Annotated in this window: 15 protein-coding genes and 1 pseudogene; 7 read left to right on the top strand and 9 right to left on the bottom strand. The window is 69.5% G+C overall.

What is annotated here, in order from left to right; all coding sequences use genetic code 11:
* The first annotated feature begins 670 nt into the window (after positions 1-670).
* The 3 genes from H305_RS0131735 (at position 671) to H305_RS0131725 (ending at position 3653) form a co-directional block, all read left to right on the top strand.
* Positions 671-1564, top strand: coding sequence for an RNA polymerase sigma factor (locus tag H305_RS0131735; RefSeq protein WP_028803987.1), 894 nt, complete (start codon positions 671-673; stop codon positions 1562-1564).
* Between the two features lie 354 nt (positions 1565-1918).
* On the top strand, positions 1919-2887 hold the full coding sequence (locus H305_RS47630) for an RNA polymerase sigma-70 factor (protein WP_051371164.1): 969 nt from the start codon (positions 1919-1921) through the stop codon (positions 2885-2887).
* A gap of 175 nt (positions 2888-3062) precedes the next feature.
* A complete protein-coding gene (locus H305_RS0131725; protein ID WP_028803986.1) occupies positions 3063-3653 on the top strand; it encodes a hypothetical protein in 591 nt (196 codons plus the stop codon).
* A 290-nt stretch (positions 3654-3943) separates the two neighbouring features.
* Here the strand turns inward: H305_RS0131725 and H305_RS0131720 are convergent, their stop codons facing one another.
* The 5 genes from H305_RS0131720 to H305_RS0131695 all read right to left on the bottom strand — a co-directional run bounded on the left by H305_RS0131720 (position 3944) and on the right by H305_RS0131695 (position 8690).
* A complete protein-coding gene (locus H305_RS0131720; RefSeq protein WP_028803985.1) occupies positions 3944-4288 on the bottom strand; it encodes a hypothetical protein in 345 nt (114 codons plus the stop codon).
* Between the two features lie 541 nt (positions 4289-4829).
* Positions 4830-6104 (bottom strand): MFS transporter, encoded by a 1275-nt coding sequence (locus H305_RS0131715; RefSeq protein WP_037765953.1) that lies wholly within the window; start codon positions 6102-6104, stop codon positions 4830-4832.
* 17 nt (positions 6105-6121) lie between these two features.
* A complete protein-coding gene (locus tag H305_RS0131710; RefSeq protein WP_028803983.1) occupies positions 6122-6661 on the bottom strand; it encodes an ArsR/SmtB family transcription factor in 540 nt (179 codons plus the stop codon).
* Positions 6662-6906: 245 nt separating this feature from the next.
* Positions 6907-7569 carry a response regulator gene (locus tag H305_RS0131700; protein WP_028803982.1) on the bottom strand — a complete coding sequence of 221 codons (663 nt, stop codon included), beginning with the start codon at positions 7567-7569 and terminating at the stop codon, positions 6907-6909.
* Positions 7566-8690 (bottom strand): sensor histidine kinase, encoded by a 1125-nt coding sequence (locus tag H305_RS0131695; protein WP_028803981.1) that lies wholly within the window; start codon positions 8688-8690, stop codon positions 7566-7568. The genes H305_RS0131700 and H305_RS0131695 overlap by 4 nt, the downstream gene beginning before the upstream one ends.
* A gap of 218 nt (positions 8691-8908) precedes the next feature.
* On the opposite strand from H305_RS0131695, the gene H305_RS0131690 reads away from it, so the two are divergent.
* From H305_RS0131690 to H305_RS56135, 3 genes and pseudogenes are all read left to right on the top strand, one after another.
* A complete protein-coding gene (locus H305_RS0131690; RefSeq protein ID WP_037765950.1) occupies positions 8909-9313 on the top strand; it encodes a DUF6223 family protein in 405 nt (134 codons plus the stop codon).
* Positions 9314-9789: 476 nt separating this feature from the next.
* Positions 9790-10275 carry a GNAT family N-acetyltransferase gene (locus tag H305_RS0131685; protein WP_028803979.1) on the top strand — a complete coding sequence of 162 codons (486 nt, stop codon included), beginning with the start codon at positions 9790-9792 and terminating at the stop codon, positions 10273-10275.
* Between the two features lie 479 nt (positions 10276-10754).
* A pseudogene (locus tag H305_RS56135) lies at positions 10755-11006 on the top strand (TetR/AcrR family transcriptional regulator); the annotation flags it as partial.
* Positions 11007-11558: 552 nt separating this feature from the next.
* Here the strand turns inward: H305_RS56135 and H305_RS55840 are convergent.
* Both H305_RS55840 and H305_RS0131655 read right to left on the bottom strand, forming a co-directional pair.
* Positions 11559-11984, bottom strand: coding sequence for a hypothetical protein (locus H305_RS55840; protein WP_028803977.1), 426 nt, complete (start codon positions 11982-11984; stop codon positions 11559-11561).
* A gap of 261 nt (positions 11985-12245) precedes the next feature.
* Positions 12246-12710 carry a MarR family winged helix-turn-helix transcriptional regulator gene (locus H305_RS0131655; protein ID WP_028803976.1) on the bottom strand — a complete coding sequence of 155 codons (465 nt, stop codon included), beginning with the start codon at positions 12708-12710 and terminating at the stop codon, positions 12246-12248.
* 649 nt (positions 12711-13359) lie between these two features.
* Here H305_RS0131655 and H305_RS47620 point away from each other — a divergent pair.
* Entirely contained in the window at positions 13360-14058 is a 699-nt protein-coding gene (locus H305_RS47620; protein WP_078629347.1) for a histidine phosphatase family protein, read from the top strand.
* Positions 14059-14062: 4 nt separating this feature from the next.
* Here H305_RS47620 and H305_RS54135 read toward each other — a convergent pair whose 3' ends face one another.
* Together H305_RS54135 and H305_RS0131640 are read right to left on the bottom strand one after the other, a co-directional pair.
* Positions 14063-14296 (bottom strand): hypothetical protein, encoded by a 234-nt coding sequence (locus H305_RS54135; RefSeq protein WP_028803975.1) that lies wholly within the window; start codon positions 14294-14296, stop codon positions 14063-14065.
* Positions 14297-14453: 157 nt separating this feature from the next.
* A complete protein-coding gene (locus H305_RS0131640) occupies positions 14454-15449 on the bottom strand; it encodes a DUF6215 domain-containing protein (protein ID WP_028803974.1) in 996 nt (331 codons plus the stop codon).
* Positions 15450-16414: the final 965 nt, after the last annotated feature.

The following is a 16414-nucleotide window of genomic DNA, read 5'->3' as shown; positions in this document are numbered from 1 at the left end:
GAACAGGTGGGAGGTTCCTCCGGCCGGTCCCGCCGCGGGCTCTTCCTCGTCACGCTCACCTTTGCGATTGCGGTGGTGCTCGCCGTGGCGGCGCCCGCTGCCCTGCACGCTCCGACGTCGACTGAACAGTGGTCAAGGCAGCCCTTACCGCTACTCGCGCGCACGTCGGCCTCAGGCAGATCAGCCGGCGTGGTGGCGACCGATGGGACTGCCGAGGGCACGGCTCTCCGTTCGTCCTGGCCGCATGCCCGAAGCCCGGGCCGGACAACGGCACCGAGATCAGCACCAGATGCCTCCTGTTCGGCGCGCGGACGCCAGGCGTGCCCTTGCTGCGAGCGATATCTCATCGTCCAGTCCTATGTGGACGTGTGCCTGGACGGCTGCCTGGACAACGAGGATCGCTTTCCGGAAGCCCGAAAAGTCCAGTTCGCCAAAGAATTCATCAGAACCACGTCCGACTGGCGGGCGCCCTGGTTCAACGACCGGATCGGTCGGTAGACGTTGTCACATCTTCTGCGGCTGTCCGGTCTGTAGGAGTGAGCGCACGAAGATGTGGCGCGATCATCCTGCCGACCAGGTGTCACGTCTGCTGAAGCCTTCCCGAACACCCTGGAGGTCGATCAGTGCGGCGGCTGCGTCGAGTGGTGCCGTGTGAGATGGAGGATGCCGTATGGACCGTGCGGATGACGCGGTGCCGATCGTGGAACTGCTCGACGAGCGGCGGCATCTGCTGGATGTCGCGCAGTGGATGCTCGGCAGCAGCACCGAGGCCGAGAGCGTGATCGACGAGACCTACCGGCGGTGGTACGGGCTGCCTCGCCCGGCGCGGGCACAGATTGCCGCGCCCCGTTCATGGCTCGCACAGGTCGTCGGCGGCATCTGCCTGGCCAGGCTGTCCCTGCCCGGAGTGGGGAGGAGCGAAGCCCGGAACGACGGGGAGACGTGGGCGGGTGCGGAACGTCCTGACGGAATGCTTCAGGAGGCGGTAGGCGAGGTTCTGCGGGGTGCGCTGGTCTCGTTGTCTCCGGCCGAGCGGGCGGCGTTGATCCTCAATGACGTCTTCGGCCCGGCCCGGCGCCGGGCCGAAGACGCCGGGGAGCAGTCGGAGCGCGCCGACCCGGCCGACCACGTACTGCGCAGCCTCGGAGCACGACGCCTGCAGCGCACGGCACCGAACCATCACGACTCGGTGGCCCGTGCCTTCCGGCAGGCATGGCTGACGCAGGACGCGGCACTGCTGACCTCGTTGCTGGCACCCGATGCGGCAGCACTCTTCGACGGCGGCGGCAAGGTCCGGGCCCTGGTCACGCCCGTACACGGCAACCAGCAAGTCGCCCGCAGCCTGCTGTCACTGCTGCCCGGTTCCCCACGCACCAGCCTGGACACCCGGTCCGTCAACGGACGGACCGGTCTCGTGGCGACCTGCGACCGCCGGGTCGCCGCGGTCATCAGCCTCGACACCGCCGACCACCGCATCACCCACGTCTGGGCCACCCTCAACCCGGACAAACTCCGCCGATGGAATCGGGCACGCACCCCTCCAGGCCCGCCGAACGACTGGTGACGACGCCGCCGAGCACGCGAGGAACGAGGCGTGAGACCATGGTTCACACGTTGGTGCACGGTGGGTCGAGACGGTACGGGCAGTGCACGCGGCTGGACGATGAACATGGGATCGCACCCGCCACGATCTGCGGATACTGCTCCGCGGGTAACCGCTTGGAGATGCCGGAACCTGTCACACCACGTGGACTGTTCCGGTCTAGAGATCAGATGCGACGGGAGCAGCCGTGACCACACGAGACCACAGCACCTGGGGCAGCCGGGCAACCGACGACGGAGCGTGCCATCGCGCGGCAACCGCATCACCACGCCGCTCCACCGCACCGACACCCGGAAAATGGGAGACAGCAGGACCATGCAGCAGGAGACGTCCCGCTCGGAAAGCACTATCAAAGAGGCCGTTTCCGTGTTCGTGGAGCTCCGTCCGCGTCTCTTCGGTATCGCATACCGAGTGCTGGGAAGCGCGGTCGAGGCAGAAGATGTGATTCAGGAAGTGTGGCTACGCTGGCAGAAGACCGACCGTTCGACGGTGGTCAGCCCCGTGGCTTTTCTGTCGAGTGCGACCACCCGGCTGGCCATCAACGTGGCTCAGTCCGCCCGTGTGCGCCGCGAGACCTACATCGGTCCTTGGCTGCCCGAGCCCCTCGACACGAGCGCCGACCCGGAGGCGGGGGCCGAGCGTGCGGAGGCCCTCGAACTGGCGCTGCTCCTCCTGATGGAGAGACTCAATCCCACCGAGCGCGCCGCGTACGTGCTCCGCGAGGCGTTCGACTACGCCTACGCCGAGATAGCGGAGATCCTTCAGCTCAGCCTGGTCAACGTGCGGAAGATCGTGAGCCGGGCCCGCCGGCATCTCTCGGACGACCGGCGAGTCACCGTGGACACGGACGAGCACCGCAGGCTCCTCGAAGCTTTCGTCGCGGCAGCGCAAACGGGAAACGTGGCCGCGCTCGAGGCCCTCCTCACGCCGGACGCCGTCAGTCTGTCCGACGGCAACGGCCTGCGAGGCGCCGCTCGCATGCCCGTTGTGGGCCGCTCCCGCGTGGCGAACCTGGCGACGGCCACCCACCAGTTCTGGCGCGACGCGGAGGTCCGCGCCGTGCAGGCCAACGGACGGCACGCCGTGGTGATCTACCGCAACGGCCGGCCCACGACCTTCCTGGCGATCGCGGCGTCGCAACGGGGCATTCACCAGCTGATGTGGGTGTTCAGCCCCAGCAAGATCGCCGCGTTCTTCGACTCGCACTCGCGTTCCACGTCGGCACTCGGCATTCGGCCTCCACGTCGGCACTCGCCGCTCGGCGCTCTCAGGGACGCATCGTAGCCACGACGTGGTCGCACCGACGGCACCGTGTTCCACGCTGTCGGTTTCACCTGTGTTCCGGAGTGCACTCCTGCATATGATGGCTCGGGGGTACCCCTCCCGGCGCTTCGGCCGAACAGCACCGCAAGCGGGTCGGCAGGGGCGTGACACGAAGGGTCGAGGATGAGAGGAACACATGGCCTCCGGCACCCGCGCTGCGCACAACATTGAGATCACCGCTGAGAGTCTCCAGGAGGAACTGGCACGCCTGGAGATTCAGAAGCAGGCGCTGGAGAGGGAACTGGCCGCGGTCGTAGCGCACCTCGGCTCCGTCCAGCGGGCCCTCAGCGCGATCGAGGGCCTGATACTCACCGCGCCCGACTCGGTCCCCGTGGGCGCTCCCCACGTTGCGGCCGCCGACGTGGACCAGGCATCGGCGCCCGCGAAGCCACAACCGGATCCGGCCTCCTCCGCGCCGGCCGATGGCGCGCCGAAGAAGGCCGCACCGCGGATCCGTCAGCCCGAGAGCCGGCAGGACGCCAAGCAGCGTTCCGCCTCCGAGACCGCAGACGGACAGCGGAAGTACGGGGAGCTCACCGAGCAGATCCTCGAGTATTTCGGCACGGTCGGCCAGGCGGACGTGCGTGCACGCGATGTGGCCGCGGCGCTCGGCCGCGATGCCGACAACGGGAGTATCAACGCGGTCCGGAGCACACTCGATCGCCTGGTCGGCACGTCGCGTGTCCGCCGTACCGGTCGGGGGCTCTACCGCGCCACACGCTCCTAGCGTCCGGCGGAGACGTCACCAACCAGCAGGGAGACTCGACCGGCGCGGCGGCTCCCGCACCGCGAGCAAGGTCCGGGCGCCACCCAAGGTGGGGTGGCGCCCGGGACGGGTCATCTGCTCGGCTCCAGGCGGCAGGTGACAACGCGCTCCGGAACCCTTCACAGGGGATCGTGTGACGCCAGGACCGAAACGCTGTGTTCAGCATATCAATACTTTGTTCCAGTCCGCACAAGCCCCTCCTGGCGGCGAACATGTTGTGTCGGCAGACGACAGTGTTACGGTGCGGACGGTCAGCCGGCGGTGCCGACGAGCACCGCGATGCACAGCCCGAACATGACCGCGGTGATGACGGTCGCCGCGCCGTACACAGCACGGCGCAGCTGCGCGTAGCGCTTGGCGTGGTGCTCTTCCACCGCAGTGATGTGGTCCGTCATGTGCTGCGTCATCTTCCGGCACATACAGATCTGCTCCTCCACGTACCACCACTCGATCTCGGCCCTCTGCCTCTCGCTCAGCCCGGTCACGCGTGCGGCGAACTCGGCAGCACGGCAGTGGGCGGTACGGCGATGGGCTTCCCAGTACAGGAATCCTTCGATGTCGGTCAGGCCGCGTGCGGCCTCGTCACTGGCGTCCACAGGGTCCTCACGGCGGGGAACGGGTCGTCGATGGGCGCAGCGGAAGCGCCCGCGCCGCGACAACACAGTGTGTACGGCCAAGGGCGTCCGCGCCTCAACGATGGATGGCGGAACTGCGTCGGTTCTGACCCTCACTGGGCACCGGATCAACTCCGCAATTCAGCATATCCCGCTCGCGATTTCGGCAGCGGGCGGGGTCCCCGCGTGTGCTCGCTGGCGTGTGACGTGCGACTGCGCACATGTCACATGTTCAAGGGGTGGTTGGTGCGCGGTGCGGGGGCTGACCTGATGTGTTGTCGAGATCGGGCGGCGGTTGGGTAAGCCGGTGCCGATGGATCCGGAGGGCGGCTGTGGCCATCCGGTACCGGGCTTCGATGTCGAGGCCGATCGAGGCCGTCAGCCCTCGTCGTCCTCGGCGGCGTCCGGGTCCCGGAGGAGGCGCAGGCCCTGGCAGGTCCGCCGGCTTCGATGTCGAACACGTAGCGGCCCAGGAAGTCCAGGGCCTGGCACCCGGCTCGTTGTGCCGCCTTCGCGGCAGGTGTCACAACAAGTCGGGTGCACTCTCGTGGGCGGGGGGCTTGGATGCCGCGTGATCCGGATCGTCGGCCGGGGCGGCGGCACGCAGGGCCGCTTCGACGCGGCGGTTGCCGGTCATGGATGCCGTGACGATCGTCATCGTCAGCAGGAGGCCGGCGGCGGCGTAGAGCGGGGTGCGGATGTCGTAGGTGGTGGCCAGCCAGCCGCCGGCGAAGGCCCCGATGGGGGCGGCGCACATGGCCAGCATGCGGGAGGTGGAGGCGACCCGGCCCATGAGGTGGGCCGGGACGATCGCCTGACGGAGGGAGGGCCCGAGCACCATCGTGGCGCCCATGGCGGCCCCGCAGACGGCGAGCGCCAGCCCGGCCAGGTACGGGTTCGGGGCAGCGGCTAGGCCCAGAATGGCGAGTCCTTCGACTGCGGCCGTGCAGGTCAGTGCGGTGCCGGTGCCGAGTCGTCGACCAAGGGAGGAGGCGACGCCCGCGCCGAGCAGACCGCCGGTGGCCTCCGCCGTGAGGAGCAGGCCGAAGCCGTAGGTGTCGATGCCGAGGCGGTCGTGCGCGAACAGGGCGAGGACGGTCTCCACGGCGAGGAAGGCGATGTTCCCGACCGCCGGGCGGAGCGCGAGCCCGAGCAGCAACCGGTCCCGGAAGACGTACGAGGCTCCGGCCCGCGCCTGCCGCAGCAGCGACTCGCGGACCTCCGGCACGGGCCGGGGCATGACGGGAAGCGATCGCACGAGCAGTGCGGAGAGCAGGAACGACACCGCGTCGGCGAGCAGCGGAACCGCCCGCCCGAGCGCGAGCAGCGCACTGCCCGCAGGCGGCCCCGCGAAGCCGGACATGGCGGTCTGGGCTCCGCGCAGGCGCGAGTTGGCTCGCTCCAGGAGTGCGGGGTCGCGGCCGAGCAGCTCCGGCAGGTAGGCCGTGGCGGCCGTGTCGAAGAAGAGCCCGCCGAGGCCGAGGAGGAAGGCGACGGCGGCGAGCAGCGCAATGCTCAGCACGTCGAGCGCGGCTGCTGCCGCCGGTATCGCGAGCAGCACCGCACGTGCCGCGTCCGTGACCCACATCGCGCGGCGACGGTCCCAGCGGTCCACCAGCGCACCGCCGAGGACCCCGAAGAGCAGCCACGGCAGCGTCCCGGCGGCTGTGACGACGGCGAGCGCCATCGGATCCCGTGTCAACGTCAGCGCGATCAGCGGCAGCGCGGCATGCGACACTCCGTCACCGAGCGAGGACACGGTCTGCGCAGTCCAGAGGCGTCCGAATTCGGTCGGCAAATTCCGTATTTCTGCGGTCACTTGGCGTCGTCCTCCGCCTGGTCGCGCGGTGCCGGGTGGAACAGTGCGAAGACGAGTGACGCGTCCGGCAGCGACGGATCGGACAGCTCCCGGTACTCGTCGGCCAGGGCCTGCAGTCGCGCCCCCAGCTGCGCGAACTGCTCCTCGGTGAGACGCAGATGCGCCATCCGTACGTGCCGCTCGCCATCCTGTGGCGACGCCTCCAGGTCCGCCACCGCATGCCGCATCAGCACATCCGGGCCTCCCTCGCCCGGATCCGGCAGCACGATCGTCCGTGCGGCCATCGCGTAGTACCGCTCGGTGACGCCCCGTACCTTCCGCGTCCGTACCACCTTCACCAGGCCCGCCCGTTCCAGCAGCCGCACGTGGTAGCTGGAACTCCCCTTGGCGAGGCCGACCCGTTCGGCGATCTGCGTGATCGTCGCCGGCTCGAAGCGGAGGACGGCCATGATCCGGTGGCGCGTGAGATTGGAGACGGCGCGCAGTTGCTCGTCCGTGGTGACGTGAAACGTCTCGGGAAGATCATCGGTAGGCATACGAACAATGGTCAACGATTCTTGACCATTGCGCAAGGAGATTTCCCACATCGGGCCACGCGGACACGCTCGCCGACGAGCCGCCCGTGCGCACCGAGACCAAATCGGGTACGCCCCGGTGTCGACCGGTGGGCGAAAAACTGGAGCGGCAGCTCGACTCGCTCACCGCCGCCGGGGGCCGGAAGATCTTCGCGGACACGACGGCCTCAACCTGAGTTGCCCAGGCAATCCGCAGGGCGCGCGCGTCAGGAGTTACGCGGGGCCACCAGGCCGGATTCGTAGGCGAGGACCACGAGGTGGGCGCGGTCACGGGCGTGGAGCTTGACCATGGCCCGGTTGATGTGGGTCTTCGCGGTCAGCGGGCTGATCACCATGCGGTCGGCGATCTGGTCGTTGGACAGGCCATGGGCGACCAGGACCACGGCTTCGCGTTCGCGGTTGGTCAGCTTCTTCAGCCCCGCGGCGGCACCCGGGTGGAGCGGCTGGCTGACGTAGCGGTTGATCAGCTTGCGGGTGATCGACGGTGCCAGCAGGGCGTCACCGCGTGCGGCGACGCGGACGGCGTGGAGGAGGTCCTGCGGCAGGATGTCCTTCACCAGGAACCCGGCGGCGCCGGCGCGCAGCGCCTCGAAGACATATTCGTCCATGCCGTAGTTGGTCAGGATGACCACGTGCACCCGGCTCAGTGTCGGGTCCGCGGCAATGCGCCGGGTCGCCTCGATGCCGTCGACGACCGGCATCTGGATGTCGATGAGCACGATGTCGGGCAGGTGCTGCCTGACGAGAGCGAGGCCCTCCTTGCCGTCGGCGGCCTCGGCCACCACCTCGATGTCGTCCTCGAGGTCGAGGAGCGCGCGGAACCCGCTGCGAATGAGCGGCTGGTCGTCGATCAGCAGGACGCGGATCATGGCGTTCGCTCGACGGGGAGCTCGGCTCGGACGGTGAAGCCGCCCTCGTCGCGGGGCTCGGCGTGCAGTCGGCCGCCGAGGGCGGTGACGCGTTCGTGCATTCCGAGGAGCCCGATGCCGGGCAGCGGGGGGTCACTCGCCGTGGCCTTGCCGTCGTCGTCGACGCGTACGCCAAGGGCGTCCGGGCGGTAGTGGATCCGGACCGAGACCGTGGTGGCGGCCGCGTGCCGGGCGACGTTGGTCAGGGACTCCTGAACGATGCGATAGGCGGTCCGCTCCACCGCGGCCGGCACGTCGCATCGCTCACCTTCGATCGTCAGTGTCGTCTCCAGTCCGTTCGTGCTCGCCCGCTTCACCAGCTCCGGTACGTGGTCCAGGCCGTGCGGCGGGGTGGTGTCGTCGTCGCGGAGCGCCTCCAGGGTCGCCCGCAGCTCCCGGGACGCCTCCCGGCCGGCCTCCTGGATCGCCAACAGGGCCTCCGGCACCTGCTCGCCGCGCTTGCGGGCCACATGAACGGCGACTTCGGCCTGCACCTTGACCACCGAGATCTGGTGCGTGAGCGAGTCGTGCAGCTCCCGCGCGATGTGCAGCCGCTCCTCGTCGGCCCGGCGCCGCGCGGTCTCTTCCCGGGTGCGTTCGGCCTCGTCCGCCCGCTGCTCGGCCTGCCGCAACGCTTCACCTGCGGCACCGGCCGCGATCAGCCAGGCGATCTCAAGGGCGCCCCGGGCCTGCGTGAACGCCTTGCCCAAGTCGTGCAGGGAGACCAGGATGCCGAGCGGGAGAGCGGCCAGCATGATGACACTCGCCACCGCCGTGAGCGTGCGGTGCCCCTCGCGCACCGCGGCGTACACCGCGAAGAGGTACGCGACGGCCGGCACGTCAAGCCCGGCCGCCTGATAGCCAACTGCACACAGCCCGGTGACGGCCAGGACGGGAATCGGGGCCCGGCGGCGGGCGACCAGCGTCAGGCCGCCGGCCACCAGCAGTGCGTACCCGAGGAGATCGAGGCCCGTTGCGGGGCGCTGCTCGGACAGCCCGGTCACCAGGAGTGCCGCCGCCATGCCGACGGCGATCGCCCAGTCCTTGACGCCCGCCCGGCCAGCGAACCGCTGACTGTTCATGCGTGCACCCTATTCGGGTGCCGGCGCGGGGGAGTCCGGCCTGGGGACGATCTGGCGGCTACTGCACACGCGGTACTTCCTCGGCTCCTGCGGCGTTCGCGGTAGCAGGCTGCCGCATCGGCGGCAGCGCGAAGTGCCTGCGCCTGCTGGACGACCGGCGGGGGGTCCGGCGGACATGCTCACCAGGTATTCAGTCGCAGGAGGAGAAGGAGAACCTCATGTCAGTCCGATACGCGGTTGCCGCACCGGCAGCCGTGCACGCTTCGGCCCAGGCGGCCGGCGTCGATGCGTATACCCTGACCGCCGCGCGATTCTGGGCCACGTCAGTCGCGCTGCTGGGGTTGGCCGGCCTGGTCATCGGCAAGATGGCGCTGACCCGTTCGGCCCGCCGTATCGGCGACGGCGGGAGAAGGCAGGCCATCGTGGCCCTGGTGGCGGGGCTGATCGCCGTGGTCGGCGGCGCACTGAATCTTGCCGTCGCGGACGGTGGTCCCGGCACCGGCAACGGAGTGGTCGGCGGCGCCTTGGCCCTGGTACTGGGGCTGATCGCCACGGTCCTCGGCCGGCTTGCCCTGGCCCGCTCCCGCCGCACCACCGCACCAGCCGACCAGCCGACCGGCTGACCGTCGCGCGTGCGAGCGCGTGTCGGGACTGCCTGTCAGGCACCGCCACGCCGGCTGCGACCCTGGTGGGAGACTCATCCCAAGCCCGGCACCCTGGCCCCGCGCAACCGTTCAGCAGAGGTTCCGTGCCCGCGTACCGCACTCACCAGGGAGGCTGCGGCGGCAGCCGGTGGGCAGGCGGGTCTCGTGCAGGACGCGGCGTCGGCGGATCGGCAGGTGATCCACGAGGATTTGGGGCGGGCCCGTACGACGTATCACCGGCTGCTGGACGGAGCCAGGGAGAGCAGCCGTCGGCCACCCCGGTCTCCGGCTCCGCCGCATCGGCTCGGGCGTCCAGTCGCTGCTGGCGGGCGGCCGCGGCAGTGACGTGTCCGATCGGGGCCTGGGTGAAGGGTTCCCGGGAGCGGTGCAGGAACGCCTGCCCGTGCAGCCGACCCGCTGCACGAAGGCACTCCGCGGTGCGAAATACTCTTCCGATGAGTTCACGCACTTCCCCGATCAGCCGGCCGATCATGATACGGAGGGCCGTCGCGCGGGACGCCAAACGTCTCACGCGGCTCGTGCGTGGCTCAGGCGCCTACGAGGGCAAGTATGCAGCCGCAGTCGCGGGCTACCGGGTCGGTCCTGATTACATCGAAGCCCACCGCGCCTTTGTGGCCGTCGGTGCCGACGAGCATGAAGGCCGGGTCCTCGGGTTCTACTCGCTCGTCCTCGCTCCAGCGGAGCTCGACCTGCTCTTCGTCGCCGACGATGTGCAAGGACGCGGTATTGGACGGCTGCTCGTGGCGCACATGCAGTCCGAGGCCCGTGCCGCCGGGATCGACCGTGTCAAGGTCGTGTCGCATCTCCCCGCCGAGGACTTCTACCACCGCGTCGGTGCGGTGCGGACCGGGACCGCGTTTGCGAACCCGCCCGCCGTGCCGTGGGACCGTCCCGAATTCGAGTTTCGCATTCCTTCGTGATGACACGGTGCGCCGATTGGCGGGACACCGGCTTCGCCTGCACGGTAACCGGCTTGCAGGAGCGGCTGGACGCCGCGCGCTCCGTGTGTGCCGTCTCCTCTGCCCTGGCGTGGTGATCGCCTGCGCCGGCGGCCTCCCTCCGGCGAATTCCTCACCTCCGGCACTCCCAGAGCCGTCGCAATCGGCACACATTCCCTGCCACCTGTCGGGTCATGGTGCTGGTGAGCCGTCTTCCGCCCCGCGCTTCGACACGCACACCCAGGACTACTACGAACGCCGCATCAAGTAAGGCGAGACCCGACGCGAAATCCGGGCCGCGTGGCGTTCGAGGCATCGGACGGAAGCCCTCCGCCCGATCAGTCCGACACAGTCATGCCCGCGTCATACGAGGTGCGGCCTTCCGGGGTGGCAGCGGACCTGATGCGGTGACCAGGGCAGGGCACACGGCCGGGAGCCGTCATTCGGCGGAAGACACTCCGGATCGCCTCCGCCTCGGCGCCGAAGGCGCGCACCGGCCCGCCGCCCTCATGAACGCCGGCCTCCATCCCACCTGCCAACAACGGCTGATGGAACTCCACCTGGAACAGGTCGAACCGTTCCGCGCCGCCGTCCGGCAGCTCGGCGTTCCCGAGCCCGCGCTCACGGCCGACCTGATCGCCGGAATGCTGCACACGGCCCTCGCCGCCGTCGAACACGGCACACCCCTCACGACGTCGCACTGTATTGCCTGACGCGGACCGGCGCGCTGCTGATGATCTGCCGGGACGGTCTGTTCGTCGTCGGGCTCGGCGTGGCTGTGCTGGGCCTGCTTTTGGTCTGCTTCACCGTGGCGATGCCGTGAGCTGTCCTGGCCCCGCCCTTCGGGGCGTGGCGCTCGGCAGGGTGCCGGTCGGCCGGGTGATGGGGTGTCCGTGTCGCTCGGCTCGCGGGCGGTGGTCGGCGGTGCTGTTCACAGGGTCGGCCGCTGCCGTGTCGTATCGAGGGTTCCGGTGCTTCGCGCCACGGGGCGTGCGGGGCAGGGGTTCGTCGGGCTGTCGGCCTGGCGGGGTGGGTCGTGTGGAGCCGTGTCAGGCGGACATGGGCAGGGCGAGGGTCTCGGTGCGGCGGTGGCGGCCGCTTGCGGGGGCGTCCAGGGCGGAGGGGCGCTCGGGGGAAGGTTGCCCGCGGTGCCGGCCGGTACCGGGGTCCGTGACCGGACGAAGACGGCGAAGGGTCCTGATGGTGCGGATCGAGAGCGTCATGGTGTTCTCCGGGTGGGGGTTCCGGGCGGTTCGGGCTCGGGCTCAGATGCCGCGGGGGCCCTCGATGACGCGGACGGTCCAGAGCTGGTCGAAGTGCCAGCGGTCGAAGGCGTAGGCGTGCTCGTCCGCCTGGGCGACGGCGACCCACCGTCCGTCGTGCCGGTGGTAGACGCGGTGGCCGTCGTAGCGGAGCTGGTGGCCGTTGTCGTCTGAGCGCCAGTACGCGTAGCCCGAAGCGTCCCGCACGCCGTGCCATTCACGCTGCCCGTCCGAGAGGGACCATCCCTTGCCGATGCGGGAGAGATCGCTGTGCTTGGTCACGGTGACGACGGCGGTGGTGGGGTGAGCGCTGTGCTGGGCTGCGGGCAGGGTGGCTGCCGAGGCGGGGCCGGTGACGGCGACGAGGGCGCTGCCGGTCATCGTCACGGTGGCGGCTGCGAGGGCGACGCGGGTCATCAGCTTCTTCATGGTTCTGTCTCCTTGCTTCGCCCGCTTTGTTGTGCGGGCCGTGAACGATCGACGTGTCATGCCGAGGGCTCGTGGCCGAGGCTGAGCGACGTCATGCGTTGACGCTAACAGATCGTTGAGACGCATCAATGAATGAGCGGGTGTGACTGTCGACTCACCGAAATGAAACTGCCCGGGATGCCGCGGATTCGCGGAAGGAGGGCACGGCAAAGGGCCACGGGAATACCCGTGGCCCCAATCTGCCTGGTGGTGGCGGGTCGGTCAGGTGCAGACGGAGTCGCTCGTGGACGTCCTCATCCGGACGAGGAGGTTGCGCAGCGTCGAGAGCTCCTCGGGGGTGAAGTCGGCGAAGAGTTCCTGCTCCACGGCGGTGATGGCGTCCTGGGCCTTGACCAGGGTGCGGCTGCCTTCGTCGGTGAGTGCCACGATGTGGCGGCGCCGGTCGGCCGGATCGCGCCGGCGCTCGACGAAGTGCGTGTCCTCGAGATCGTTCAGGATCCCGCACAGGATGCTGGGATCCACCTCCAGGACCTCCGCCATGCCCTTCTGGCTCATGTGCCCCGACTCGCCCAGCAGCACCAGCGTCGCGCCTTGGCGTGGTGTCAGTCCGCACTGCTTGAAGGCGTGCTCGGTGCGGGCGTAGGCGATGGCGCCGTGCCGGGCGAGCAGGAAGCCGAGGCGGTCGAGGGGTTCGGCCTCGACGGTGCCGGTCGGGTCCGCAGTCATTGTCACCCCACTTACCTTGCCTGTCGGCAAACTATTACCCGGATCAAATCATCTATCGGTATCGATGGTAGCAGGGGCTCAAAGATATGGGGGCTGTGGCGGGAGCAGGGCTGGCAGGGGCGGGGCCGCGGTGACGGGCGGACAGGCTGGTCGGCGGCTCCGCCATGGTGTCTCGGACCGCTCGGGCGGGCTGCTCCTCGCCCGGTGACCGGAGCCGGTCCGCGATCCGGCGGCCGGGGCGTTGCCGGCAGGCTGCGGCGGCCTCGAGGTCTCGTCGGGCCCGCGGCCTTCTGCTGCCGCGCCTCATGGCACCGGCCGCCGGTTGGGAGGGGTGACCTGCTCGCAAAGGCTCACCGCTTGCTTCGAGGCTGGGCGGCTGGGGCGGTGCGGTGACGGGAGCGCCCGCGGCCAGGTGGCCCTCCACGGCCCACTCGGATGAGCGCCGCGCCATTGCCACCGCTACTCGGAGTAACACAGTACGGCGCAACCGGTGACCCCTGCCGGGTTCGGCTGAGTGGTGGGTGCCGCCGGCCGGTCGGCGGGCATGGTTCCGGCCGCCTGACGGATGTTGTGGCGGGAGGCTTTAACGGATCCTGGAGCGCATGAGTCACGGCGTAACGCCGGGCCGGGCCGGGAGGAGGTTGGTCTTATGACGATCCGCCTGACGTTGGTGAGTGCACCCCGCGGTGACGCCGCCGTGGATCGACTCCTCGGTGACGCTCCGCTGAGTGAGCGCGGTGTGCGTAGGGCCGGCGCCGGGGGAGCAGCGCTCCCTCTCCACAGGATGGCCGTCCGGGCGCCCTCGGTCCGCTGCGCGCAGACCGCGGACGCCTTCGGCCTGGTGGCAGCGGTCGAACCCGCGCTGCGGGATCTCGACCTGGGCACATGGTGCGGTCGCACCGTCGACGACATCGCCGCAGCCGACCCCGACGGGTTCAGCGCCTGGCTCACGGACCCGGATGCCGCGCCGCACGAAGGCGAGTCGGTGCGCCGGCTGTGCCGCCGCACAGCCGACTGGATGAACAGCGTGGCGCCCGACACGGGCCACGTAGTGGCCATCACCGAAGCAGCCGTAGTCCGGGCCGCGCTCGTTCATGCTCTGGCCGCACCGGCAAGAGCCTTCTGGCGTCTGGCCGTGCCACCCCTGTCCCCGGTCTCTCTCACCTGGCGAGGCGGCCACTGGGACGTCCGGCTCGGCTACGCCACCGGCCGGGAGAACCAGCGGCGGTTCCTCGCGCCGTCAGCGACGCTCGCGCGAGGCGATAGTGATCAGTTCGAGGCGGCCCACCTGAGCGCCCCGAAACGATCAAGTTCGTTCCGGGGAACGGTCTTCGCCGGCTGCGGGTAGGCCCTCACCGGCGCACTCCGCCGTTCCCCCAGGCGATCCTCTCGGTCACGATTGCCTCGGCGGTGATCGACGGGCAGAGCCCATGATGCGGCTGGCCGCCGGCCCGCGCAGACGGAATTCGAGCGCGGTCCGGCGGCCCGTAGGGCCACTGCGGATCCACCTCGCCGCCGACGAGACCGGGCACGTCCACGGGCGGCAGTTGCCCCTGGCGCTCCAGCGCATAGGTCAGCTCCCGCACCTGCTCAGCGATCGCGTGGGCCTGTGTGAAACGCGAGGGCCTGTGTGAAAGGCGTCGCCCTCCGGGTGAGCTTCCGATGCCAGAGCTGCCGACCATGGGGCAAAGGGGGGGAAGGCCACGGTCAGCGGTCAGCGCAGTCCAGGAGGATTTCGATGTCTCATCGGGCAGGCCGTTCGGGGATTGTCGGAAGAACCTTCTCAGCGATGTCGAGGAGAACACGGTCGTCCGGGAGGGCTCCGGACGTGCTCCACACGGTGATGTCGCAGTAGCCGCCCCGGTCCTTACGGTCGAGGGCCACGGTCAGTGTCCTGGCCAGGGGACCTTGTTCGACCGGTCCGCCGGATCCGCCGCTCCCGAGGTTGATCTCGAGCTTCATGGTGTGATCCGAGGAGAAGACCGCGGGCCTGTCGAGAACCGTGAGGGTTTTGATGTCCTTCTCATCCCCGAACTTCATCAGCTTCACGTACTGGTCAGTCGTCAGTTCGTTGTAGGTGGCCGAGACGTTCACGGTGTACGTGTCGAGCGTGACCTCGGCCTCCGGCTGGGCGACCTTCCCATCGGTCAGGGGAGCGGTGTTGCTGGTGCCGGAAGCGGTGGTCGCGGTTTCTCCGGGAGTGCCGAGGAGCTTGGCCAGGTCTGGCCGGTTGAGCGCCTTGCACAGCTCTTCACCCGTCACGGCCTGGGGCGTCGTCTTGTAGGCCTTCGGCAGCTCCTCGTGTTCTTCGCCCGAGCACGAGGCGGGCTGCGGGGTGCTGTCGTCGGACGGCGTCACGCGTGGGGCCACCCATAGCGCGGCCGCGAGTGCGCCGACCACGGCCACGGCGGCGACGGCCTGGCCCCACGCGCCGGGTTCCTTCTCCGGGGTGTCCGGGGCGGGACGCGGCCCAGCTCCGGCCTGGGTCCGGGAGACAGCATCGACCGCTGCCCCGTCTGCCGAGGCCGCCGGCGGGGCCCGGCGTGCGCGCAGGGCCCTCACCACCCCGTGGACGCGGATCGCGGTGAACACGAGGAACAGCATGCCGAGACCGGCCGCGATGCGATCGTGATCGCGGACGGCGAGATACATGATGCGTACGCCGAGGACGGAACCTACCGCGATGAGCAGGGGCTCGCGGACCCAGAACGGCAGGAGACGGAGGAGGAAACCGAGCATCCGGCGATCTCATCAGGACAAGACCACATCCGCCGTGGTGGAAGCCACAGTTCCGGGTACCTGCAGGGTCTGCCGAAGCAAAAGCCGCCAAGCCGACCATCCCCAGATCGCTATCGGGACGGCATCGGGTGCAGGCGCTGGGGGCCAGGTCCTCGCCTTCGGCGTCCTCCTCGACCTGCCCGCGCTGATCGTCTTCGCGCTCTTCCAGGGATGGTTCGGCCACGGCGTCGCCGGCTCTGCTGTCAAGTGCTGAGCCAAGGCTGCCTGAGGTTCTGGACCGGTCCACTGCCCAACAACAAGAGGGGGAAGGCATGCCGGGCCTGGAGGCCAGCGGTCTTCTCGCAGGACCGAAGAAGGCGACGGGGGAGGGCAGTGCGTACTCGCAGAAAGCAGCCTCCGCCAACTCGTCAAGCCACTGCCCTCACCTTCGCTGCCGCCATCACAACTGCCCTGGTCGCACTGAGCCAGTGATACTCCAGCGGTAGGCCGGCCAGTTGCCGGCCAGGCCGACTGCGACGCTCGGAGCAGCCGCGTTCTGGAAGGCCGAACGTCGCTCCGTGATGCCGAGAGGCGGCAGCTGACGCTCTGCTACTGCCCGAGAGCCGTCAGGCAGCCGGCTCCTGAATCGGATCAGCGACTTCCATCTCCGGGGGAGGAATCATCGGGATTGATGCCGGTGAAAGCTGACGGGTCCTTCGTCCCACTAGGACGCTGAGACCTGCCGCGGCGCCCGGCTTCGTGCATGCCTCGAGACTTGCCCTTTGCCTGGTCTTCCGCGCTTGTGCTCAGGCTCTCTGAGGGGGTACCCGCGCCCGATGCTTCTTTCTCCCTCAAGGTGGGCGCCAACAGCTACCCGGGCTGAGGCGCTGAGGGCTGTTCCCCGGACCGGCTGCGCGGCCTGAGGCAGCCGAAACACGCCCTTGAGGTCTGTCGGGTACTCCGCGCTTCCTCAGCAACAGGCAGCG

The sequence above is a fragment of the Streptomyces sp. 142MFCol3.1 genome, assembly GCF_000424945.1.
GTDB lineage: Bacteria > Actinomycetota > Actinomycetes > Streptomycetales > Streptomycetaceae > Streptomyces > Streptomyces siamensis.
This window is presented reverse-complemented; position numbering and strand designations above follow the sequence as displayed.